At 67.6% G+C, this 21,738-nt stretch carries 17 protein-coding genes; 7 read left to right on the forward strand and 10 right to left on the reverse strand.

Annotation, left to right across the window (positions count from 1 at the left end; genetic code table 11):
• Window positions 1-27: 27 nt before the first annotated feature.
• On the reverse strand, window positions 28-954 hold the full coding sequence (grxD, locus tag ACI2JH_RS16255; RefSeq protein WP_042613684.1) for a Grx4 family monothiol glutaredoxin: 927 nt from the start codon (window positions 952-954) through the stop codon (window positions 28-30).
• A 59-nt stretch (window positions 955-1,013) separates the two neighbouring features.
• Between grxD and ACI2JH_RS16260 the strand changes: the two genes are divergently transcribed.
• Complete coding sequence (locus tag ACI2JH_RS16260; protein ID WP_319278348.1) at window positions 1,014-1,796, forward strand: polysaccharide deacetylase family protein; 783 nt, start codon at window positions 1,014-1,016, stop codon at window positions 1,794-1,796.
• Window positions 1,797-1,805: 9 nt separating this feature from the next.
• Here the strand turns inward: ACI2JH_RS16260 and ACI2JH_RS16265 are convergent, their stop codons facing one another.
• From ACI2JH_RS16265 to ACI2JH_RS16275, 3 genes are read right to left on the reverse strand one after another with little or no spacing between them, the layout of a single operon-like run.
• Window positions 1,806-2,534: a methyltransferase domain-containing protein gene (locus tag ACI2JH_RS16265; protein ID WP_404736711.1), complete on the reverse strand. Its 729-nt coding sequence runs from the start codon at window positions 2,532-2,534 to the stop codon at window positions 1,806-1,808.
• 4 nt (window positions 2,535-2,538) lie between these two features.
• A complete protein-coding gene (locus tag ACI2JH_RS16270) occupies window positions 2,539-3,150 on the reverse strand; it encodes an SGNH/GDSL hydrolase family protein (protein WP_404736712.1) in 612 nt (203 codons plus the stop codon).
• Between the two features lie 5 nt (window positions 3,151-3,155).
• A complete protein-coding gene (locus ACI2JH_RS16275; RefSeq protein ID WP_182657690.1) occupies window positions 3,156-4,433 on the reverse strand; it encodes a pyridoxal phosphate-dependent aminotransferase in 1,278 nt (425 codons plus the stop codon).
• A gap of 113 nt (window positions 4,434-4,546) precedes the next feature.
• Here ACI2JH_RS16275 and rsgA point away from each other — a divergent pair, with 113 nt between their 5' ends.
• Entirely contained in the window at window positions 4,547-5,647 is a 1,101-nt protein-coding gene (rsgA, locus tag ACI2JH_RS16280) for a ribosome small subunit-dependent GTPase A (protein WP_404736713.1), read from the forward strand.
• A 94-nt stretch (window positions 5,648-5,741) separates the two neighbouring features.
• Window positions 5,742-6,995: a flavohemoglobin expression-modulating QEGLA motif protein gene (locus tag ACI2JH_RS16285; protein ID WP_101098970.1), complete on the forward strand. Its 1,254-nt coding sequence runs from the start codon at window positions 5,742-5,744 to the stop codon at window positions 6,993-6,995.
• A gap of 406 nt (window positions 6,996-7,401) precedes the next feature.
• Here the strand turns inward: ACI2JH_RS16285 and ACI2JH_RS16290 are convergent, their stop codons facing one another.
• The 4 genes from ACI2JH_RS16290 to ACI2JH_RS16305 all read right to left on the reverse strand — a co-directional run bounded on the left by ACI2JH_RS16290 (window position 7,402) and on the right by ACI2JH_RS16305 (window position 13,307).
• Window positions 7,402-9,687: a TonB-dependent receptor gene (locus tag ACI2JH_RS16290; RefSeq protein ID WP_404736714.1), complete on the reverse strand. Its 2,286-nt coding sequence runs from the start codon at window positions 9,685-9,687 to the stop codon at window positions 7,402-7,404.
• A gap of 305 nt (window positions 9,688-9,992) precedes the next feature.
• Window positions 9,993-10,733: an acetoacetyl-CoA reductase gene (gene phbB / locus ACI2JH_RS16295; RefSeq protein WP_404736715.1), complete on the reverse strand. Its 741-nt coding sequence runs from the start codon at window positions 10,731-10,733 to the stop codon at window positions 9,993-9,995.
• 31 nt (window positions 10,734-10,764) lie between these two features.
• On the reverse strand, window positions 10,765-12,093 hold the full coding sequence (locus ACI2JH_RS16300) for a CitMHS family transporter (protein ID WP_101099034.1): 1,329 nt from the start codon (window positions 12,091-12,093) through the stop codon (window positions 10,765-10,767).
• 56 nt (window positions 12,094-12,149) lie between these two features.
• Window positions 12,150-13,307 carry a porin gene (locus tag ACI2JH_RS16305; protein ID WP_319278420.1) on the reverse strand — a complete coding sequence of 386 codons (1,158 nt, stop codon included), beginning with the start codon at window positions 13,305-13,307 and terminating at the stop codon, window positions 12,150-12,152.
• Window positions 13,308-13,798: 491 nt separating this feature from the next.
• Here ACI2JH_RS16305 and ACI2JH_RS16310 point away from each other — a divergent pair, with 491 nt between their 5' ends.
• Genes ACI2JH_RS16310 through ACI2JH_RS16325 form a run of 4 tightly spaced genes read left to right on the forward strand, consistent with a single transcriptional unit; the run spans window position 13,799 to window position 17,644 of the window.
• Window positions 13,799-14,497: a response regulator transcription factor gene (locus ACI2JH_RS16310; RefSeq protein ID WP_182657571.1), complete on the forward strand. Its 699-nt coding sequence runs from the start codon at window positions 13,799-13,801 to the stop codon at window positions 14,495-14,497.
• Complete coding sequence (locus tag ACI2JH_RS16315; RefSeq protein WP_404736716.1) at window positions 14,484-15,878, forward strand: sensor histidine kinase N-terminal domain-containing protein; 1,395 nt, start codon at window positions 14,484-14,486, stop codon at window positions 15,876-15,878. The genes ACI2JH_RS16310 and ACI2JH_RS16315 overlap by 14 nt, the downstream gene beginning before the upstream one ends.
• Window positions 15,875-16,975 carry an ABC transporter substrate-binding protein gene (locus ACI2JH_RS16320; RefSeq protein WP_404736717.1) on the forward strand — a complete coding sequence of 367 codons (1,101 nt, stop codon included), beginning with the start codon at window positions 15,875-15,877 and terminating at the stop codon, window positions 16,973-16,975. Before ACI2JH_RS16315 ends, ACI2JH_RS16320 begins: the two co-directional genes overlap by 4 nt.
• A gap of 21 nt (window positions 16,976-16,996) precedes the next feature.
• A complete protein-coding gene (locus ACI2JH_RS16325) occupies window positions 16,997-17,644 on the forward strand; it encodes a response regulator transcription factor (RefSeq protein ID WP_042614680.1) in 648 nt (215 codons plus the stop codon).
• A gap of 64 nt (window positions 17,645-17,708) precedes the next feature.
• On the opposite strand, the gene ACI2JH_RS16330 is transcribed toward ACI2JH_RS16325, so the two are convergent.
• Window positions 17,709-20,357: a PAS-domain containing protein gene (locus tag ACI2JH_RS16330; protein WP_404736718.1), complete on the reverse strand. Its 2,649-nt coding sequence runs from the start codon at window positions 20,355-20,357 to the stop codon at window positions 17,709-17,711.
• A gap of 57 nt (window positions 20,358-20,414) precedes the next feature.
• Window positions 20,415-21,575 carry an OprO/OprP family phosphate-selective porin gene (locus tag ACI2JH_RS16335; protein ID WP_042614682.1) on the reverse strand — a complete coding sequence of 387 codons (1,161 nt, stop codon included), beginning with the start codon at window positions 21,573-21,575 and terminating at the stop codon, window positions 20,415-20,417.
• Window positions 21,576-21,738: the final 163 nt, after the last annotated feature.

The following is a 21,738-nucleotide window of genomic DNA, read 5'->3' on the forward strand; positions in this document are numbered from 1 at the left end:
CGTTACGGGACTGCGTGAAACGCCGGATCAGTACTTCGGCACGCCGTTGTCGACCTCGTCGGACCAGGCATCGATGCCGCCGGTCACGTTGTGCACCTTGGTGAACCCCAGTGCACGGAACTGTTCGGCCGCCTGCGCGCTGCGACCGCCGTGGTGGCACAGGAAGGCCAGCGCAGTGTCCTTGGGCAGGGCTTCCAGCTCGGCACGGCCATTGCCATCGAAGACCTTGAACGGCACGCCGACGGCGGCGATCGAACGCTCTTCGGACGGACGTACGTCCACCAGCAGCACGGTGCCGGCACGCACCAGGTCGTCGGCGTCGCGCACCGACAGTTCGGTGATGGCCTTGGGGGCGTTCGGGTTGTCGATCGCCAGGCCCTTGCCGCGGATGTCATCCACCCAGTCGATGGTGATGCCGTCGGCGCGCCGCGCGCTGGCCAGGTCGAACTGCACGCGCAGGCCATTGGATTCGGCCGCGATCGCGCCCTCGTCGAACGGGGCCAGCTGGAAGTTCGGCTGGAAGCGGGCATCGATGCCCAGCTGCAGGGCCGCACCGGGCGAGTCAGCCAGGGCACCCTTGAGCATTTCCACGGCGGCCGGGGTCACGGTGATGGACGGCGGCGTGCGGTCCGGGGCGGCCAGGCCGAGCACGCTGCTCAGCTCACCGCTGGAGGCCATCTGCAGGATGATGTCGCTGCCACCGACCAGCTCGCCGTCGATGTACAGCTGCGGGATGGTCGGCCAGTCGCCGTACTGCTTGATGCCTTCGCGGATCTCCTGATCGGCCAGCACGTTGACGTGGCCGAACTCCACGCCCAGGTCCTGTAGTGCGCCGACGGCCTTGGCCGAGAAGCCACACTGCGGCATGGACGGCTGGCCCTTCATGAACAGCACGACGCGGTCGTTGGCGAGGAGGGTTTCGATGCGCGAACGCAGGGCGGGATCGAGGGACATGGCGGTGGAAATCCGGTGATATCGAACCGCTGATTCTACCCCCCGTGGCATCATGGGGCATGACCACGGTAGAAACGCTGCATTGCCCCCCCCGCTGGCCCTGGCGCGCGCTGCTGGGCTTCGCGCTGTCCCAGCTGCTTGCCCTGGCGGTGTGGATCCTTGCCGGCTGGGGCTGGGGACTGGCCCTGCTGCTGGCCAGCCATGCGCTGTTCCTGCTGCCGGTATTCCTGCCCAACTGCCGCTTCTACACCCCGGTCACCAGCCGCCTGGCCGAGGCCGGCGAGGCGGTCTGGCTGACCATCGATGACGGCCCCGGAAGGGATACGCCCGCCGTGCTTGACCTGCTTGACCGCTACCAGGCCAAGGCGACCTTCTTCCTGGTGGGCGAGCGCGCGCTGGCCCATCCGGAGCTGGTGCGCGAGCTGATCCGCCGCGGCCATGACGTGGGCAATCACAGCCACAGCCACCCGCAGGCCCGCTTCTGGCGGCTGGGACCGGTGGCCATGGCCCGCGAGATCGGCCACTGCCAGCAGGCGCTGCAGGCGATCACCGGGCGGCCCACGCGCTGGTACCGCTCGGTGGTGGGCATGACCAATCCGTTCGTGGGGCCGGTGGTGCAGCATCTGGGGCTGACCCGGGTGGGCTGGAGTGCGCGCGGTTTCGATGGGGTGGACTGCACACCCGCGCAGGTGCTGGCGCGGCTGCTGCCGGACCTGAAGCCCGGCGCGATCGTGCTGCTGCACGAAGGCAGTGGACACGGCCACAACCTGCAGATCATCGAAGGGGTGCTGCAGGCACTGCACGAGCGCAGGCTGCAGGCGCGGTTGCCGGCAGGCCCCTGACGCGGCAGGTCAGCGCGCCACGGGTGGGCGCCTGGCCACCAGCAGCCAACTGTTGAAGGGAGTGCGCCCGTGCAGTGCGCGCGGCGCTTCGGCGACCAGGCCGGCCTTGTCGAGCAGGCGTTGCAGCGCACCGGCGGTTGGATAGTGGCGTGGGCGGGTACGCATCCAGCCGGACAGCCAGCCCAGCCGGTCGGTCAGGCGCGTGGCGCGGTCGCGGCCATCGCCGGTATCCAGCGGACTGCGCAGTACCAGTGTCCCGCCGGGCGCCACGCGCGCGGCCGCCGCCTGCAGCAGGCTGGCCTGGGCGTGTGCATCCAGGTAGTGCAGCACGTCCAGCACAGCTACATGGCCGCTGTGGCGTGGCAGCGGCTGCTGGATGTCCAGGTGGCGCAGGTCCAGTGCGTGAAGTGCCGCGCGGCGGACCGCACGCGCACCGCGATCGATCTTGCCGGCGTCCAGGTCCACGCCCAGGTAGGGCTGCATTCGGCCGCGCAGGCGCGCGACGTGGCCCAGCAGGCCCAGCCCGCAGCCCAGGTCGAGCAGCGGCAGGTGATCGTCCGGCAGGGCCTGCAGCACGCCGTTGTAGAGCGGGTCGCTGCCGAGCTTGGCGCGCACGTAGTAGTAGGTGCTGCGGTTGCCCCAGCTGCGTTCCGGCAGGAAAGCGCGGGCGATGGCCGTTGCCTCGGCGGTGTCCAGCGAAGAGGCCGGCGGATGCGCCGTGGGCAGCGCGCCGGTCACCGGTTCAGCCGGCGGAGGCGAGCAGGCGCTCGGCCAGCGGCAGGGCCCGCTGCGCCCACAACGCATACATCCGCGCCGAAGGATGCAGGCCGTCGTCTGCGAGCATCGCCGCTTCCGCGCCGTGCTGGCGCGAGAGATCGGTGATGTCCACGTAGGCGATTCCGAGCGCGTTGCAGATCGCCTGCGCGGCATGGTTGTAGCCATCCAGCGCGTCGGCAATGGCGGCGCGGTCGCGATCGTGCGCGAACGGGGTGACGCCCCAGTCCGGGATGGACAGCACCAGCACCCGCGACGGCCTGCCGCCGGCAAACGCCAGCGCGCGCTGCAGCAGGGCGCTGAACTGCTGCTGGTACTCCTGCAGTGACCGACTGCGGTATTGGTTGTTGACCCCGATCAGCAGGCTGACGAAATCGAACGGACCGTCCGGTGCAACGGCATCGATGCCAGCGTCCAGCTCATCGGTGGTCCAGCCGGTGGTGGCGATGGTCCGTGGTTCCTGCAGCGCGATGCCGCGTGCGCGCAGCAACGCCGCCAGCTGATGCGGCCAGCGGCCGTCTGCCGGAACGCCTTCGCCAATCGTGTAGGAATCGCCCAAGGCCAGCCAGGTGAGTGCCATCGGAGTCAGGCGACGGCCGAGCGGCGCGGCTTCAGCGTTACCACTTTGCGGTTGGCTTCGGCGCGGCGTGCCAGTGCGCGGTCGATCCGCGAGAACACCTCGCGCATCACCGCCGCTTCGGGCAACAGGGTGACGCGGAAATGATGTCGGTAGGGCACGTTGAAACTGGAGCCGGGTACCACCAGCACGCCCTCGTCGTTCATCAGTTCCAACGCGAAATCGTGGTCGTCCAGGCCACGGGCCGCATCGCCGACCACGGCCGGGAAGGCATACAGCGCCCCGGCTGGCGCCACCAGCGAAAGGTGTTCGCTGGCCGCGCAGGCTTCGATCACCGCGCGGCGGGTCTCATACAGGCGGCCACCGGGGCTGCACAGCGGGGTGATCGTATCGGGACCGTTGACCGCCGCATCGATGGCGTACTGGCCAGGCACGTTGGCGCACAGGCGCAGCGCGCTGAGCAGGTCCATCGCGGCGCGGAACTCGCCCAGCCGCTCGGCTTCGCCGGACAGCATCGCCCAGCCCACGCGCCAGCCGCAGGCACGGTGCACCTTGCTCAGGCCGCTGAAGGTGATGCACGGCTGGTCACCCGCCAGCGGTGCCACGGGCTGGAAGACGGCGTCGTCGTACAGGATCTGGTCGTAGATTTCATCGACCATCAGCAGCAGGTTGTGCTTGCGCGCGATGGCGACGATGCGTTCGAGCAGTTCGCGCGAGTAACTGGCACCACTGGGATTGTTCGGGTTGATCAGCACGATGGCGCGGGTACGCGAGGACACCAGTGCTTCGATCTCGCTCGGGTCCGGCTGGAAGCCGTTTTCCGGGGCGCAGCGGTAATACACCGGGCGGCCGTCGTTGAGGATGGTCGCGGCCGACCACAGCGGGTAATCGGGCGAGGGCACCAGCACTTCGTCACCGGGATTGAGCAGCGCCCGCAACGACAGGTCGATCAGTTCGCTGACGCCGTTGCCGATGAATACCCGGTCCGGGTGCGCGTCGGGGGCGCCGCGACGCGCGTAGGCGGCCGCGATGGCCTCGCGTGCTTCCGGCAGGCCCTGCTGGTGGGTGTAGGGATCGGTGCGGCCCATGTCATCGGCGATGGCGCGCTGCAGGTGCTCCGGCGCGCGGAAGCCGAAGTTGCCGGGGTTGCCGATGTTCAGCTTGATCAGCGTGCGGCCCTGCGCTTCCAGTTCCCGCGCTCGCCGCGCCAGCTCTCCTCGGATCTCGTAGCGCACTTCGGAAAGGCGCTCACGGATGGCCAGGGGCTTGGGCGTGGGGGTGGACATGGCAGACGGGCCGTCGATGGGCGTGGAAGACCCATACTAGCTGAATTGCTGCGATGCATGGCAAGGGTCTCCGCCGGCCAGCGCCCACGCCCGCAAGGCGCGCTGCCGGTAGAATGCGGACGATGACCGATACCCCTGATTACCCCGCACTGCAGACCATTGGCTGGCCTTGGCCCGGCCCGCCCGCCAACGCCGACCAGGCGGACTGGCAGGCCGCGATGGCGACCCATCCACAGGCGCGGCCTGCGCGGGTGATCGAGCAGCATCGCACCCATTACGTGGTCGCCGATGGCCCGGACGCGTCGATCAAGGCCGAATCCCTGCCGGAATGGCAGCGTCCGCGCTTTCCCAGCCATGAGCGCCCCGCGGTGGGCGATTGGGTGCTGCTGGAGGGCGTGCGCATCGTCGCGCTGCTGCCGCGGCGCACCGCGATCAAGCGTGGCGCGGCGGGGGAGCATTACCACCAGCAGGTGATCGCGGCCAACGTCGATACGGTGTTCATCGTCTGCGGCCTGGATGCCGATTTCAATCCGCGGCGGATCGAGCGTTACCTGCTGCTGGTGGGCGGCGCCGAGCCGGTGGTGGTGCTGACCAAGGCCGACCAGACCGAGTACACCGAAGACGCGCTGGCGGTGCTGGAAGAATTGAAGGCGCAGGGCATCGCGCTGCGGGCGGTCAACGGGCTGGATCCGGCCAGCGTGGCGACCCTGCATCCGTGGCTGGGCGCGGGGCATACGGTGGTGCTGGTGGGCTCTTCGGGTGCGGGCAAGTCGACCCTGACCAATACCCTGCTCGGCGAGCAGCGGATGAAGACCAACACGGTGCGCTCCAACGATTCGCGCGGCCGCCACACCACCACGCATCGCGCGCTGATGCCGTTGCCGATGGGCGCCTGCCTGATCGACACGCCCGGCATGCGCGAGCTGAAGCCGACCGGCGAAGAGACGCTGGCCGAAGGCGGCTTCGCCGATATCGAAGCGCTGGCGGCACAGTGCCGGTTCCGCAATTGCCTGCACCAGCAGGAACCGGGGTGTGCGGTCCGTGCGGCGATCGAAGAGGGCGACATCGAAGAAACCCGCGTGTTGAACTACTTCAAGCTGAAGGAAGAAGTCGCTGCCGCAGCGGCAAAGCTGGCGGTACGCCAGGCTGAGACGGCGCAGGAACGCCGCACCGCGGCCCGTCGTGGCGCAGGCAAGGCGCCGCGCCGCCGGTAGTGACGGCCGCTGGCCGTCGTTGTGGGTGACGACCATCTTGTGGGTGACGACCGTTGGTCGTCACGCCGTTACCGCCTCAGGCTATAGTTCACCCATGGATCCAGGCGCGACGCTAGACCATGAAGTGGCCCACCATGCCGCGCTGGATGCGCGGCTGGTCGAGGCCGTAGGCGGCATCCGGCTGCTGGGACTGACCAGTTGGCCGGCGGCCCTGCAGTCCCCGTTCCTGGCCAGCGTGGCCAGTGGCCAGCCGCGGCTGCCCCAGGTGGATTACCCCAAGCTGGATTTCAGCGATGCGCGGCGCGCGTTGGCGGCGCTGACCGCCGAATGCGATGCCGACCATCCGCTGGGCCGTTACGTGCAGCAGTCCGCGCAGAGCTGGGACCTGGCCGCGCAGTTGCTGGAAGGGTTGGGCACCGCCGCAGTGGATGCGTGTTCAGTGCAGTTGTTCGGTTCGCCCGAGCAGCCGCTGCCCGGCAACGGGCCCAGCACGCGTGACGCCGCGCGTCATTTCATCCAGATCGCCGCCGAACTGGACCACGAGCTGCTGGCCCCGGAAGAGCAGGTCCCGGTCTCGGCTACCGCGCTGCAGCTGCAGTTGCAGAGTGACCTGGACGCGTTCTTCGAATCCCGCATCATCCAGGTGCAACTGGACCCCGGGCTGGTGTCCAAGGCCGCCGCCGGGCCGACCCGCATCCGCCTGCGCACCAGCGCCCGCTTCAGTGCGTACGATCGCGCACAGCTGTTCCACCACGAAGCGCTGGTGCACTCGCTGACGGCGTTGAACGGCCGGGAGCAGCATGTCCTGCCGAGCCTGGCATTGTCATCCCCGCGCGTCACCGCCACCCAGGAAGGCTTGGCCACCTTCGCCGAGCAGATCACCGGCAGCATCGACATCGAGCGGCTGAAACGCATCAGCCTGCGCACCGAAGCCATTGCGATGGCCCGCGAGGGGGCGGACTTCATCGAGGTGTTCCGCTATTTCTGCGATGCCGGGCAGAACCTCGAGGAGAGCTTCGCTTCAGCCCAGCGCGTGTTTCGCGGCGTTCCGCCCAGCGGCGGCATGGCTTTCACCAAGGACACGGTTTACCTGCGTGGACTGGTATCGGTGCATACGTTCTTCCGCCACATGTTGGCCGAAGACCGCCTGCAGGTATGCCGTTGGTTGTTCGCCGGCAAGATGACGCTGACCGATGCGATCACCTTCGCGCCGTTGTTCGAGGCGGGGATACTGCAGCCGCCGCGCTGGCTGCCGCACTGGGTGAGCCGGGCCAATGGGCTGGCGGGGATGCTGGCGTTTTCGTTGTTCGCCAATCGGATACGGATGGATCAGTTGTCACCGGAGTGACCGGGTCGAACGGGTGGGACCCTCTCGTGGCGGGCGTTTGACAGCAGGCTGCGTGTTGGCGACGGGCGGTGGGGCTGGTCGGGGGACGGCAGAAGCCGCATCCTGCGGGCCTCGTTTCGCGCCATCCATGGCGCTCAACGCCCCCGCCCAGCCCCACCGCCCGGCGCCCGGACAGATTCCGGTGGCCGCCCGCCACGCCATGCTCGGCGGCTTCTGCTTCTGCTTCTGCTCTTCTCCTCCCCAAACCCGGCGGCGGCAGCGCACTGTCCGGAGGCGGGGGAGGGTGATGCGTGGGACGCTGAGCCGCATGGATGCGGCGACGCAGCCTACACGGATGTACTTGCGGTGTGTCCCGCGCATTACCCTCCCTCGCCTCAACCCATGACCCAATGCGCCCCGCCGAAGACTAGAAATCAACCCCCACCGTCATGAACACCTGCCGCGGTGCGCTGGCGTGGATCGCATAACGGGTCCCGGTCGGATCGGTCGGCGCGAACGAACTCAACTGCCCTGCGTAGCGCTTGTTGGTCAGGTTGGTGGCGTTGAGCGATACCTTGATGTCGCGCAGGCCCATGCCCGGGCCGAAGGAATAGCCGAGGCCTGCATCGAAAGTGGTCACGCCCGGTACCGATTGGTCATTGGTATAGGTGTAATAGCGCTTGCCGGTGTACTTGGCGCGCACGCTGGCGAAGAAGCCGTCGCGGTTCCAGCTCAGTTCGCTGGACGCCATGCGCTGCGGCGTATCGACGGTGATCTTTCCCGCCACCGGTACGATCGCACCACCGGAGGTGTAGTCGTCCTCGTAGGTGGTCTTGTTCCACGACAGCGCGTTGTACCACTGCAGGCCGTCGACCGGCTTGAGGATGAAGGTCAGTTCGGCGCCCTGGCTCTTCACCGAGCCCACATTGATGAAGCGGGTGATGCATTCCGGCCGCGTGCCCACTTCGATGCTGGTGCAGGGGTTGAGCGACAGCAGGCGGTTGTCGAACATCACGTGGTAGGCCGCCAGCGAGGCCTGGTACTTGTCGCCGAAGCGACGGAAACCGGCTTCGAACGTGCGCGACTTTTCCGGCTCCAGGTCATCCACGCTGGCAGCGAAGGACTCCGGCGATACCTGCAGGGGGCCGCCACTGCCGCCGCCGACGAAGGCGGCGATGTTTTCGGCATACGAGGCGAACACTTCCTGGCGGGAACTCAGCTTGAAGCTGATGCCGGCCTGCGGCAGCACCGATTCCTTGGCGGTCAACGTGCCGGAGGCATAGCTCGATTCGGTGCCCGGCCTGGCGTTGGCGGTCATCCGGGTGTTGGGGCTCTTGATGCCCACGTCCACTGTCATCCGGTCGTCCATGAAGCGCACGCGGTCCTGCACATAGAACTGACGGGTACGGATATCGAAGTCCTGGTCGAACAGGCGGCGGTCCGGATGGTTGAGGTAGGTGTCGTCCAGGAACGGGCCGTCGATGTAATAGAAATTGCGCTCTACGTTATGGTCGTTCTTCTCGTACCAGAGCCCGGCTTCCAGTTCGTGGATACCCAGGTTCCAGGTCAGCGCCGCGGTCAGGCCCTGGCGGTTGATGGTGTAGTTGGTGCTGCGGATGGAGATCGGAATCTCGCGGTCGGTGCCCGGATGAGAGGGCTGACCCGGTGCCCACCAGTGGCCCTGGCCGCGGTTGTCGTGATGGTAGGCCAGCAGTTTCAGCCCTGCGCGTTCGCCGAGCTTCAGATCGGCGTCCAGCGAATACAGGTTGTCATCGCGAAGCGCGCGGCTCTGGTAGTACGCATCGTCGATGCTGTTGACGCCACCGCTGAACGCACAGCGTGCCGGATCACGCGTAGCCGGCGCGCAGTAGGCCGCAGCGACGGCACGCTCCCAGTCGGGTGCATAGATGTTCCAGTCGTAGCCCAGGCCGCGTTCGAGCATGCTCTTGGACAGGTAGGCATAGTTCGCCTGGCTGGCGCGCGAGGTCGCGGCGAACGCACCGAAACGGTTGTCCCCCACATGCCAGACGGCCTTGGCGTTGAACTGTCGCGTCGTCTGGTTCTGATACGGCGCCGCCCACATGTCCGCGTCCTGGTGCACGCCGGACACATAGGCGGAAAACCCGTTGATGTCCCCGGTGTCTACGCGCAGGTAGCCACGGCGCTGGTTGTCATCGCCTGCGGTAATGCTGGCACGCCCGCCGAATTCAGTGGACGGGTCCATCGAGAAGTACTGGATCGCACCACCAAGGTTGCTGGTGGACGCCACGCCCAGCGACCCGATGCCCTGCGACAGCTCGGCACCGGCCAGGTTCTCGGCGATCAAGGCGCGCGCAATGCTCAGTCCGTTGTAGTTGCCGTAGCTGTTGTCACCCAGCGGGATGCCGTCGAGCGTATAGCCGAGGCGACTCTTGTCGAAGCCGCGCAGGCTGATGGTCTGCGATTCCTCGTTGGCACCGAAGGCATCATTGGATTGCACGGAAACGCCGGGCAGGCGATCGAGGATCTTCTGCCCGCTGGTGCCGGGCGGCAGGACCTGCTTGTCCACGGTGGTGATGCGCTGCACTTGGCGGGTTTCACCCTGGCCGATCACCGACACGGCATCCAGCGTCTGCGCGGTGACAGCGGTATCGGCGTTGGATTCGCCGGCGGCGTGGGCGTTGGCGGCGCAAAGCGCGATCGCCACGGCAATCGTCAGGTGTCGGGTCTGCATGTCGTTCCGTTGCATGAGGGGAAAGGCCTGCGGGCTGCAGGTCACCAACCACTATGCGAAGCGGAAATGACGGCTTTTTGACGGTGAAGCGTAGAATGCGTGCAACTGCGACGGCGTTCGCTTTATGCTGAAGGACCCCGCCGCACGCAAGAGTAGCGCCGAGCCATGCTCGGCGAGCGCAGCGGCAGGGCAAGGTCGTGACGACCAACGGTCGTCACCCACCGACAGCAGGAGCAGACAGCCAGCGGCCGTCACCACCGAGGGACGGCGAGCCCAGCGCCAGCCATCGGATCCGCCCGGCTGCATCACCCCATGTACAGACCGCCGTTGACCGCATGGTCCGCACCGGTCACGTACGCCGCTTCATCCGATGCCAGCCAGCCGCACAGCGCGGCCACTTCTTCCGGCTTGCCGAGACGACGGATAGGCACCGAGGCGGCCAGCCGGTCCAGCACGTCCGGCGGGAAGCTGCTGATCGCCTGGCTGGCGATGTAGCCCGGTGAGATGGTGTTGACCGTGACCCCACGGGCGGCGACCTCCGCGGCCAGCGCGCGGCTGAAACCGTGCATCGCCGCCTTCGCCGTGGCGAAGTTGACCTGGCCGATCTGGCCCTTGTGCGCGCTGACCGAACCGATGTTGATGATGCGTCCCCAGCCGCGCGTGGCCATGCCGTCGACCACTTGCTTGGTGATGTTGAACAGCGAGTTGAGGTTGGACGCCATCACCGCATTCCAGTCATCGGCGCTCATCTGGCGGAACAGCACATCGCGGCTGCCGCCGGAATTGTTGACCAGTACATCGACCTCGCCGACTTCGGCGCGCACCTTGGTGAAGGCGGACGCGGTGGAGCTCCAATCGGTTGCGTTGCCTTCGGAGGCGATGAAGTCGAAGCCGAGGTCACGCTGCTCGCGCAGCCAGCCGGCCTTGCGCGGTGAGTTCGGCGCACAGCCGGCCACCACCGTGTGGCCCGAGCGCGCCAGGGTCTGGCAGATCGCAGTGCCGACACTGCCCATGCCACTGGTTACGTATGCGATGCGAAGGGTCATCGGGTTCTCCTGGTGATGTAGCAGGGCCGCATCAGGCGGCCAGCGGGTACAGCGCGAACAGCAGGCTGCCGGCCATCAGCAGCAGGGAGATCATCACCGCCCATTTCAGGGTGAACTTCTGGTGGTCGGCGAACTCCACCTTGGCCAGTCCGACCAGCAGGTAGGTCGAGGGCACCAGCGGGCTGAGCAGGTGCACCGGCTGGCCTGCCAGCGAAGCGCGGGCCATTTCCACCGGCGTGATGCCGTAGTTGCCGGCGGCCTCGGACAGGATCGGCAGCACGCCGAAGTAGAAGGCATCGTTGGACATGAAGAAGGTGAACGGCATCGAGGCCAGCGCGGTGATCACCGCCAGGTACGGGCCCCAGCTTTCCGGGATGATCGCCAGGAAGCTGTGCGACATCGCTTCGACCATGCCGGTGTTGTTGAGGATGCCGGTGAAGATGCCAGCGGCGAAGATCAGCGAGACCACCGACAGCACGTTGCCGGCATGGTTGACCACGCGACGGCGCTGCTCGGCAAGGTTCGGGTAGTTGATCACCAGCGCAATGGCGAAGCCCACCATGAACAGGATCGGCATCGGCAGCAGGCCCATGATCAGCGCGGCCATCAACGCAGCGGTCAGGCCGAAGTTGACCCACAGCAGCTTGGGACGCTTGATGTCTTCGGCATCTTCGACGGTCGGCAGCGCATCGCCGTCGTCGGACACGCTGGAGTCCATCCACGAGCCGCCCTGCGGCAGGGTGACCACGCCCAGGCGACGGCGCTCCTTCATGCCCAGGTACCACGCCAGCAGCAGGATGCCGGCGCAGGCGATCACCATGGAGGGAATCAGTGGCACGAACACGTCGGCCGGGTCGACGTGCAACGCGGTGGCCGCACGCGCGGTCGGTCCGCCCCACGGGGTGAGGTTCATGACACCGCCCGCCAGGATGGTCACGCAGGTCATGTTCAAGGCATTCATGCCCAGCCGCCGGTAGAGCGGCAGCATCGCTGAGACCGTGATCATGTACGTCGTGGAGCCATCGCCATCCAGCGAGATCAGCATCGCCAGCACGGCGGTGCCCATGACGATCTTCAGCGGATCGCCCTTGACCACGTTGAGGATGATCCGCACCAGCGGATCGAAGAGGCCGGCATCGATCATCACCCCGAAGTACAGGATGGCGAACATCAGCATGACGCCGGTGGGCGCGATCTTCTTGATGCCGTCGAGCATCATTTCATCGATGCCGGCGCCGAAGCCGCCCAGCAGCGCGAAGATGATCGGGATGGTGATCAGGGCGACCAGCGGCGACAGTCGCTTGCTCATGATCAAGTACATGAACGTAATGACCATGCCAAAGCCGAGGATGCTGAGCATCATCTGCGGACTCCTTGCGGGTTAGTGCGGAAGGGGGAGGGGAGAGCGGGGGAGCGTCAGAAATCGAACTGGAGACGGCCGGTGACCGCGCGCGTGCGGTCGACGGTGACGTCGGCCAGGCGGTCGCGGTTGCGGCTTTCGATCAGGTTGAGCATGAAGCGCAGGTTGTCGCGCAGGTACCAGTTGCCAGCAAGTGTCCAGGCCTCGGTGCTGCCCTCGCGCAGGTCCGGCAGGCCGACCAGGTGCTGGTCACCGCGCATCTGGTCGTAGCGCAGCGCCAGTTCGACGGCGCCGGCCCTGTGGTGGATGTCCTTGATGCGGGCGAAGCGACCGGTCCTGCGATCGTAGCCGCGCGATTCACCGGTCACGAACCAGCTCAGCATGCCGTAGCCGGCCAGCACCTTGCCGCGCTGCAGGCCATCGTCGAACGTGGCGCCGCTGAACTCGCCCTGCCAGGACCACGGCCCACGCACCTGCGCGTACTCCAGCGACCACTTGTCCACGTCGGTATCGCGGCCTGCGGAGAAATCGACCAGGGTCAGGCGGCTCTCATCGGACAGGTGGCCGGCGGGGCGCGGACGGATGCGCAACCCCGGGGCACCGCTGGCGCCGGGGTTGTCATACAGCTCGCGTGCCGCCGAGATGCCAAGGTGCAGCACGTCGCCGGCAGCGGGACTCGGCGCCCACGTGGCACGGCCACCGGCGGCGCGACCCTTGACCTGCCAGGCATCGATGCTTTCCAGGCTGTACAGGCTGGCCGCCCAGGTGAAGTCGCCCGGATTGGCCTGCCAGGAAGCGCCCAGCCGGTACAGCGGCGCCAGCGAGGTGCCCGCGTTGCCGCGTTCCAGGAAGCTGCCGTAGTTGGAACCGGTGCGGTCATCCAATGAGAAGTACTGCTTGAATTGACCGACGGTGAGCCGGCCGGCATCGCCGAAGCTGCGGCTCAGGTACACATCCTTGGCTTCAACGCGGTCGCCGGAGAAGTCGGCTTCCATCTTGTAGTCGACCACGAAAAGCTTGCCGGATACGTCAAGCCACGCACGCCGCACCTCGGTGTCATCCTTGTTCGGCGTGCCGCGTCCGTCGTTGTCGAAGCTGGCGAAATCCAGGTGCAGGCGGCCACCGATCTCGGCGGTGACCGGCCGGTCATCGTCGGCGGCAAAGACCGGCGCAGCAGCAAACACGGCACAGGCAGCCACCGCGCACGACCCCATGTTCGACCAACGAACAGAAAATACTTCCACAAACCCTCCCAGGTGCGCGCCCGGCGCGCGGCCAACGTGGGCACCCGGAACGGATGCGAGGCCGCAGTCTCGACCCAGCAAGCTGTCATTCACCTGTCAGCGGTTTGTGCAGCGCAGCGAAACCCCCGCGATTCCGCCAGCCGATCCGCCCGCCGAGCATGGCGATGCCGGGCATCCTGCCCGGCACCCTGCGGGCCGTCGCTACCGCTCTTCTTTTTTCAACGCGGCTGCCGGCCACCGGAACCTGTCAGGGCGACGGGTGGGTGGGGTTGGCAGGACCGTCTGTTGCCATGGAGGGCAACAGCGAGCCCCCAAGGACGGGTTCACGGCGTGTCCTGCCAACCCCACCCACCCGTCGCACACCCATGGCCTCAGCTCCAAAGCCAGCCGCGAGGGGGTATCACCCGTTCGACCCACCCCCCGTGCGTTAGCATCTCCATTCCCCCGTACCCGACAACCGCATGCGCCTGCTGCTGGTCGAAGACAACCCGGACCTCGCCGATGCCATCATCCGCCGCATGCGCCGCAACGGCCACGCCGTGGACTGGCAGTCCGATGGGCTGGCCGCCGCCAGCGTCCTGCGCTACCAGAGGTTCGACCTGGTGGTGCTGGACATCGGCCTGCCCAAGCTGGACGGCCTGCGCGTGCTGGCTGGCATGCGCGAACGCGGTGACAGCACCCCGGTACTGATGCTCACCGCTCGCGACGGCATCGAAGACCGCGTGCAGGCGCTGGACGTGGGCGCCGATGACTACCTCGGCAAGCCGTTTGATTTCCGCGAATTCGAAGCGCGCTGCCGCGTGCTGCTGCGACGCGCGCGCGGCCAGGCCAGCGAACTGGTGCAGATCGGCGGGTTCCAGTTCGACAACGCCGCACACCGCGTCAGCGTGGACGGCGAACTGATCGAACTGCCCAACCGCGAATTCCGCCTGCTGGAGATATTGGTCGGCCGGCTGGGACAGGTGGTCGGCAAGGACGAAATCGGCAATGGGCTGTTCGGTTTCGACGACGAAGCCGGGCCGAATGCCATCGAACTGTATGTCGGTCGGCTGCGCCGCAAGCTGGCTTCCGCGCCGCTGCGCATCGTCACCGTACGCGGCGTGGGGTACATGCTGGAAGCGGTGGACGCGACCGACGGGGGTAGCGATGCGCCCGCGTGAGCGGCAGCGGCCGGCGTCGCTGCGGCGGACCCTGACCCTGTACCTGGGCGCGCTGCTGGCGGTGTTCGCCGTGGCGCTGTTGTTCGCCGCACGGGATTACGGCCAACGCGCGGCGAACCGTTCCTACGACCACCTCCTGGTGTCTTCGGCGCTGTCCATCGCCGATTCGGTGGCGCTGGTCGACGGACAGTGGCAGGTCGACCTGCCCTATGCCGCGCTGGACCTGCTGGCGATGGCACCGCAGGACCGGGTGTTCTACCGCGTGGCCGACAGCCGCGGCATGCTGATCACCGGCTATGGGGACCTGCCGTCCGCGCCGCGCAGTGCGAAGCCATCCGGCGACGCCCCGGCTTTGTTCGATGCATCCTACAGCGGGGAAACCGTGCGTTTCGTGGTCGTGGCGCGCAACCTGTCATCGCCCTCGGCGCAGGGCGAGGTACAGGTGCAGGTCGGGCAGACCCGGCTTGCGCGCGAAGCGCTCGCGCAGGAGATGGTGAACCGCGCGCTGCTGGCCATCACCGTGCTGTCTTTGTTGTCGCTGGCGCTGGTCGGTGTCGGCGTACACCGTGCCTTCCGTCCGCTGGTGCGGGTGGAACGCGAGCTGTCGCGGCGAGAACCATCGGACCTGCGTCCGCTGGACGCGCACGTGCCTCGTGAGATGGACCAGATGGTCGCCGCGCTCAACCGCTTCATGGGCCGGCTGTCGACCAGCAACGAAACCCTGCGTTCGTTCATGGCCGAGGCCGCGCACCAGATGCGCACGCCGCTGGCGGCGCTGCGCGCGCAGGCGCAGCTGGCGCTGGATGACGAAGAGCCCGAGGACATGCGGCGCAGCCTGCTGGCGATCGAACGCAACGCCAGCCACATGAGCCGGCTGCTCAACCAGCTGCTCAGCGACGCCAGCGTGATCCATCGCGCCAACCTGCAGCGCTATGCACCGGTCGACCTTGCCGAAGCGGTCCACCAGGCGCTGCACGAGGCCGTGCCGCAGGTCGAGCCGATCCCACGCGTGCACCTTGCAATGAGCGCCGGGCCGGTGTGGGTGCAGGGCGACGCGCTGCTGCTGCGCGAAGCGATCAAGAACCTGATCGACAACGCCATCAAGTACAGCGCGGCGGCCCCGTTGCAGGTGGCGTTGACCATTGATGGCGACAATGCCGTGCTGACCGTCGCCGACCACGGTCCGGGCATCGCCCCGGGCGATGCCGAACGGGTATTCGAGCGCTTCGCGCGTGGCGAAGGTGCCGCTGCCGGCGGGGCCGGGCTGGGGCTTGCCATCGTCAAGCGCGTGGTGGATGCGCACGGTGGGCGGATCGATCTTTCCAACCGTCGCGAAGGGGGCCTGGTGGCCACCATCGTGCTGCCCCGGAGTCCTGCATGATCCGACTGTCTGCCCTTTTCGCCCTGCTGCTGTCCATGCAGGACGCCGCTGCCGCACCCGGCGACGTGCAGCGTTTCGCCGCCACCGGCCCGGCCAACGCGCACCTGCGCATCCATGGCTCGACCGACATCGAAGTATTCGCCGTGGTGATCGCCGACTACCAGCGCCTGCATCCAGGAACGGAAGTGGTGTACGAAGACATCATCACCCAGGACCTGCATGCGCGCTTCCTTCGCCAACGGAAGGGGGCCGCCTCGGCCGACCTGCTGATTTCCAGTGGCATGGACCTGCAGGCCAAGCTGGTCAACGACGGGCATGCATTGGCGCACCGCTCGCCACAGACCGAGGCGCTGCCGGCGTGGGCGCAATGGCGCAGCGAGGCCTTCGGCATCAGCTACGAGCCGGTGGCGATGGTCTACAACACCCGCACGCTGCCTGCCGCGCGCGTGCCGCGGACGCGGCGACAACTGCTGGACCTGTTGCGCGCGCCGGATGCGCCGCTGCGTGGGCGGGTCGGCACCTATGACATCAACCGCAGCAGCGTGGGCTACGTGCTGGCCACGCAGGATGCGCAGCGCGGCAGCATGGCCGGCGCGCTGCTGGGCGCGCTCGGCGACAACCAGGTGCTGCTGGAAGAGCGTACCGGCGTGCTGCTGGACAAGGTCAGCAGCGGCGAGCTGTCGCTGGTCTACAACGTGCTCGGCTCCTACGCGCAGGCGCGCATCGATGACGGCGAGCCGCTGGGCATCGTCGAACCGCAGGATTACACCCTGGTGATGCTGCGTACCGCGCTGATTCCGCGCAACGCGCGCAACAGTGCCGAGGCACGGCGCTTCCTGGACTATCTGCTGTCCCCGCGCGGCCAGCAGGTGCTGTCCCGCGAAGCCCGGCTGATGCCCATCGTGCGGGGGGGCGCGGGCCGCAACGGCAGCCCGGAGCGCAACCTGCGGCCGATCCAGCTCGGGCCTGGATTGCTGGTCTACCTCGATGCATTGAAGCGGCGGCAATTCCTGGACGCATGGAACAGCAGCATGCGTCCGGCGCGCCAGCCGGCATCGATGCAAGGGCAGCGTGGCCCGGCAGCCGCAGCCGACTGAAGTCGGCTCTACAATGCGCGCATGAGCGAGCTGAACCTGCTGGTTGCCGACGACCATCCCCTGCTGCGCGCTGCCGTGGTCCATTCGCTGCGGCAGGGCCTGCCGCAGGTCAACGTGCGCGAAGTCGCCAGCGCCGAAGCGCTGGAGCAGGCGCTGGACCAGCACCCCGACGTGGACCTGGTGCTGCTGGACCTGACCATGCCCGGCGCGCACGGGTTTTCAGCGCTGCTGCACGTGCGTGGCGCGCATCCGGACATCCCGGTGGTGATCCTTTCTTCCAATGACCACCCGCGCGTCATCCGCCGCGCGCAGCAGTTCGGCGCCGCCGGTTTCATCCCCAAATCGGTGCCGCCGGAGACCATCGGCGAGGCGGTGGCGGCCGTGCTCGATGGGGGGCTGTGGTTCCCTGCGATGGCGGCCGAGCGATCCGACGCCGATGCACTGCTGGCCAGCCGCCTTGCGCAGCTCACGCCGCAGCAGTTCCGCGTGCTGCTGTGCCTGGCCGATGGGCTGCTGAACAAACAGATTGCCTACACGCTGGGGCTTGCCGAGAACACGGTGAAGGTGCATGTCACCGCCATCCTGAAAAAGCTGGAATGCCACAGCCGCACGCAGGCCGCGGTGCTGGTGAAGGCGCTTGAGCCGGAAGGGGACGCCGGACTGGTGTAAGGCAGGACAGGGCTGCGCCGCTGCGCTCGCCGACCCTGGGTCGGCGCTACCCCTTTGACGGGTGCTACCCGCGGTGGCGCAGCAGCAACTGGGTCATCAGCGCACGCAGCGCGGGCGGGCGCACCGGTTTGGCCAGGAAGCCCCAGCCGTTGTCAGCGGCCAGCGCCCTGAGCGCGTCATCGCCTTCGGCGGTGACCAGCACCACCGGCGGCCGCGCCTGCCAGCGTTCGCACAGCGCCTCATACAGCGTCGGCCCATGGAACTCGCCCATGCGTACGTCCAGCAGCAACAGCTCCGGTGCGTGCCCGGCGTGGGCAGCATCCAGCGCGGCCTGGGGGCCTTCGGACTGCTCGACATCGCAACCCCATTTTTCCAGCAGGGCACGCGTGGCAGCGCTGACATGCGCATCGTCATCGATGGCCCATACCCGGCGTCCACGCAGTGGACTGTCTGCCGTGGTCTCCACCACCACCGGCGCGTGCACCATCACCGAGGCCACCACCTCATCTGCCCGGCCCAGTGGCACGGCCACTTCAAACATCGTGCCGCTGCCCAGCACCGAGCGCAGCCGGATCGGATGCCCCAGCAGGCGCCCGATGCGTTCGACGATCGCCAGGCCCAGTCCGGTGCCGCGTTCCTGGCCATCATGCAGGCGGCGGAATTCTTCGAAGATTTCCTTGTGCAGGCTTTCCGGGATGCCCGGGCCCTGGTCGTGGACCTGGATCCACAGGCGGCTGCCTTCGCGGCGGCAGCCCAGCAGCACGCGGCCACGCTGGGTATAGCGCAGCGCATTGGACAGGAAATTCTGCAGGATGCGCCGCAGCAGGGCCTCGTCGCTGACCACTACGGCGCCGGTGGCGACCCAGTGCAACTGCAGTCCACGGCCTTCGGCGGCGATGCCGAACTCGCGGGCCAGCGTCTCCAGCAGCGGGTTCAGCGCGAAAGCCCGCACCCGCGTCTGCAGGCTGCCCGATTCCAGCCGGGAGATGTCCAGCAGGCTGACCAGGATCGCATCCTGCGCCGACAGCGCCGCTTCGATGTGGTCGGCGGTCTGTTGCTGTTCGCCATCGGCCAGCTTGCCGCGCAGTACCGAAACGAACATGCGCGCGGCATTCAGCGGCTGCAGCAGGTCATGCACGGCCGAGGCGACGAAGCGGGTCTTGTAGCGGTTGGCCTGCTCGGCCTCGCGCCGCGCCTCGTCCAGGTCGTGGGTGCGCTCGGCCACGCGGTGTTCCAGCGCATCGGCCAGCGAACGCAGCTCGCGCGCGGCGTTCTTGTAGCTGGTGATATCGGCATAGCTGGTGACGAAGCCGCCGTCGGGCAGCGGGTTGCCGCGGATCTCCAGCACGGTGCCGTCGTCTTTCTCGCTTTCGCGCATGTGCGGGCGGCCGCTGCGCAGGTGGTTGAGGCGGCGTTCGATGGCTTCGTCGACGGGCCCTGGCCCGAGCAGGCCGCGACGCGCGTTGAAGCGGAAAATCTCCTCGATCGGCCGTCCCACCTGCACCAGTCCCGGCGGGAAGCGGAACAGCTCCAGGTAGCGCGAATTCCAGGCGACCAGCTGCTGCTGGCTGTCGATGATCACCACGCCCTGCGGCAGGTGTTCCAGGCTGCGGCTCAGCCCGCGGTCGGCATCCTGGGCGGCCTGCAGCAGGCCATCCTGCGCGCTGCGCAGTTCCTGGGCATGCTGCTTGAGCAGAATTTCCAGTTCGCGCCGGCTGCGCTGGCGATGCGCCGAAAGGCGTCGCCGCTGCTGCACGAACAGCACCAGGAAACCCAGCGCCAACCATGCCGCACCGCCGCCAATGGCTGCACTGCGGGCCACCGCGCCGGCCGCGCTGGCATCGTGCAGCAGGTGCAGGTGCCAGTTTTCTTCGGGCAGGTCGATGGTCTGCCACAGCAGCGCGCGGGGCATTGCCGGATCGGCCATGCGCACGATCCGGCCACCGTCATCCAGCACCCGCTCGGTGCGCGCGCGCAGCGGCTGCAGCGCGCGGTCTGCGTACTGGCGGCTGGCCAGCATCTCGCTGCGCTCTTCCCTGCCCAGCGTCCGCAACAGGCGGTAACGCCAGGGATCCTGGTTGGACAGGAACACCACGTCGTGGTTGTCGCTGGCCAGCACGATGTCCGGGCTGGCCACCCATTCCTGTTCCAGCGCGGACAGTTCGATCTTGATCACCACCACGCCCAGGCGGGTGCCGTCGGCAGCGTCGATGGCGTGGGACAGGAAATAACCGGGCACGCCGGTGGTCATGCCGATGCCGTAGAAACGGCCGTGGCCGGCCGCCATCGCCTGCAGGTAATACGGCCGGTAGCTGTAGTCTTCGCCGACGTTGGTGGAGGGCTGGTCCCAGTTGCTGGCCGCCACCGCCACGCCATCGCGCCCGACCAGGGTCAGGGTGGACGCACGGGTCACCTGGTTGGCCTGGGACAGCTTCAGGTTCAATCGCTGGCGGTCGGCGGGATCGGGCGCGCTGCGCAGCGCGGCCAGCAGGTCCGGATCCAGTGCCATCACCTGCGGCAGGGTGCCGAAGCGGTCGATCCGCTGCTGCAGCCCCTGTCCGTAGAGCTGCAACTGGCGCCGCACCTGCGCGCTCTCACCGGCCAACGCGCGCTGGCCGGCGAAATGCCCGGCCGATACCGCGCACAGTGCGGTCCCGCCGATCATCACCAGCAGGGTCATGGCCAGCTTGCGGTAGCGGCCGAGCCGGTACATGCGGACAGAGTCTAAGGGCAGAGCGGGTCGGTGACCCGCTCACTCACCCGGCCCGGCTCAGAAATGCATCTGGGCGCGGACTTCGAAGATTTCCGGCTTGGTATGCACGCCGCGACGGCTGGCATCGGCCTTGATGTAGTTGGCCTGGAACTTGAAGTGGCTGGTCAGGTACCAGTTGGCACCCAGGGTCCAGTTGTGTTCACGGCCACCGAGCACGTCGGCGTCGTCCAGGTCCAGCCGGCTGTAGCGCGCCAGCACTTCCACCGCGCCGTAGTCACGCGCCGGCTTGACGTTGGACACGCTGCCGCTGCTGTAGCCGCGCGATTCGCCGGTCAGCACCCAGCTGCCCATCACGTACTGGCCGTTGCCGGTGTAATCCGGCTTGCCTTCGCGGGTGATGGTGGCCTGCAACGCTTCGGCCTGGACCGAGAACGGGCCGCGGATGAAAATGCCTTCCAGACCGGCGCGGTTGACCTTGTCGGCGGTGACCAGCGCACCGGAATCGACCAGCCGAAGGTCGGTCAGGCCGGCCTCCGGACGCGCGCGGAAACGCGCGGTCGCTTCGTGGTGCACGTCGCGGCCATCACGCCAGCCACGCGGGTTTTCCTGCGACAGCGCCAGGCCCAGGTGCAGCACGTTGGCTTCGGCCTTGACCGGGGTCCACACCGCACGCACCGCCTGCATGGTGCCGGGGTTGTCGCCCTGCAGGTCCTTGCCACCGTACAGGCCGGCCTGCAGCAGGTAGGCCGGGCGCTCCAGCATCCAGTCCACGCCGGTACGACGACCGGCGTAGAAGGCCTGCACCGGCATCGCGAATTCCATGAAGCTGCCGGCGCGCGAGCTGGTCACCGCATCCAGGCCGACCGGGGTCTTCATGTAACCGAAGCGGAACTTGCCGATGTCCTGGCCGACGAACGCCTTGCTTTCCAGGCGCAGGTACACGTCCAGCCAGGTATCGGACTGGAAGTCGTAGTACACCATGGCGTCATACACGCCCTTCTTCTTCAGCGTGGCGCCGAATTCCTTGCGGCGCACGGCATCGGCGTTTTCGATGTCGCCGGAGAAGTTGTTCCAGTCGTAGGCGATGTTGCCGGTGGCGGCCAGCTCGGTGCCATCAGCGAACGACACCTTGGTCGGCCAGTTGTCAAAACCGGCGGCGTTGGCCAGCAGCGGGCTGGCGGCCAGGGACAGGGCAAGCAGGGTCGGGGTCATTCGCATGGGACGGCGGATCTCTATTCGGGAAAGGTGGAACTACACGATCACCCGGCGGGGCGGGGTCGTTGCGACCGGCGCAGTGTAGGGGCAGAAACGCCCTCCGGGCAGCCTGAACCGGGGGGGTAGTACCAATAGGTTATCTGCTGATGCGTCCGCGCGGCGTACA

Origin of the sequence: Stenotrophomonas sp. NPDC078853 (assembly GCF_044901215.1) — a bacterium.
Classification (GTDB): Bacteria; Pseudomonadota; Gammaproteobacteria; order Xanthomonadales; family Xanthomonadaceae; genus Stenotrophomonas; species Stenotrophomonas lacuserhaii.

What these genes read in the sequence shown, in the direction of transcription:
- grxD (WP_042613684.1), bottom strand. Translation starts at nt 954, where the DNA reads ATGTCCCTCGATCCCGCCCTGCGTTCGCGCATCGAAACCCTCCTCGCC.
- ACI2JH_RS16260 (WP_319278348.1), top strand. Translation starts at nt 1,014, where the DNA reads ATGACCACGGTAGAAACGCTGCATTGCCCCCCCCGCTGGCCCTGGCGC.
- ACI2JH_RS16270 (WP_404736712.1), bottom strand. Translation starts at nt 3,150, where the DNA reads ATGGCACTCACCTGGCTGGCCTTGGGCGATTCCTACACGATTGGCGAA.
- ACI2JH_RS16275 (WP_182657690.1), bottom strand. Translation starts at nt 4,433, where the DNA reads ATGTCCACCCCCACGCCCAAGCCCCTGGCCATCCGTGAGCGCCTTTCC.
- rsgA (WP_404736713.1), top strand. Translation starts at nt 4,547, where the DNA reads ATGCGGACGATGACCGATACCCCTGATTACCCCGCACTGCAGACCATT.
- ACI2JH_RS16285 (WP_101098970.1), top strand. Translation starts at nt 5,742, where the DNA reads ATGGATCCAGGCGCGACGCTAGACCATGAAGTGGCCCACCATGCCGCG.
- ACI2JH_RS16290 (WP_404736714.1), bottom strand. Translation starts at nt 9,687, where the DNA reads ATGCAGACCCGACACCTGACGATTGCCGTGGCGATCGCGCTTTGCGCC.
- phbB (WP_404736715.1), bottom strand. Translation starts at nt 10,733, where the DNA reads ATGACCCTTCGCATCGCATACGTAACCAGTGGCATGGGCAGTGTCGGC.
- ACI2JH_RS16300 (WP_101099034.1), bottom strand. Translation starts at nt 12,093, where the DNA reads ATGCTCAGCATCCTCGGCTTTGGCATGGTCATTACGTTCATGTACTTG.
- ACI2JH_RS16305 (WP_319278420.1), bottom strand. Translation starts at nt 13,307, where the DNA reads ATGGGGTCGTGCGCGGTGGCTGCCTGTGCCGTGTTTGCTGCTGCGCCG.
- ACI2JH_RS16310 (WP_182657571.1), top strand. Translation starts at nt 13,799, where the DNA reads ATGCGCCTGCTGCTGGTCGAAGACAACCCGGACCTCGCCGATGCCATC.
- ACI2JH_RS16315 (WP_404736716.1), top strand. Translation starts at nt 14,484, where the DNA reads ATGCGCCCGCGTGAGCGGCAGCGGCCGGCGTCGCTGCGGCGGACCCTG.
- ACI2JH_RS16320 (WP_404736717.1), top strand. Translation starts at nt 15,875, where the DNA reads ATGATCCGACTGTCTGCCCTTTTCGCCCTGCTGCTGTCCATGCAGGAC.
- ACI2JH_RS16325 (WP_042614680.1), top strand. Translation starts at nt 16,997, where the DNA reads ATGAGCGAGCTGAACCTGCTGGTTGCCGACGACCATCCCCTGCTGCGC.
- ACI2JH_RS16330 (WP_404736718.1), bottom strand. Translation starts at nt 20,357, where the DNA reads ATGTACCGGCTCGGCCGCTACCGCAAGCTGGCCATGACCCTGCTGGTG.
- ACI2JH_RS16335 (WP_042614682.1), bottom strand. Translation starts at nt 21,575, where the DNA reads ATGCGAATGACCCCGACCCTGCTTGCCCTGTCCCTGGCCGCCAGCCCG.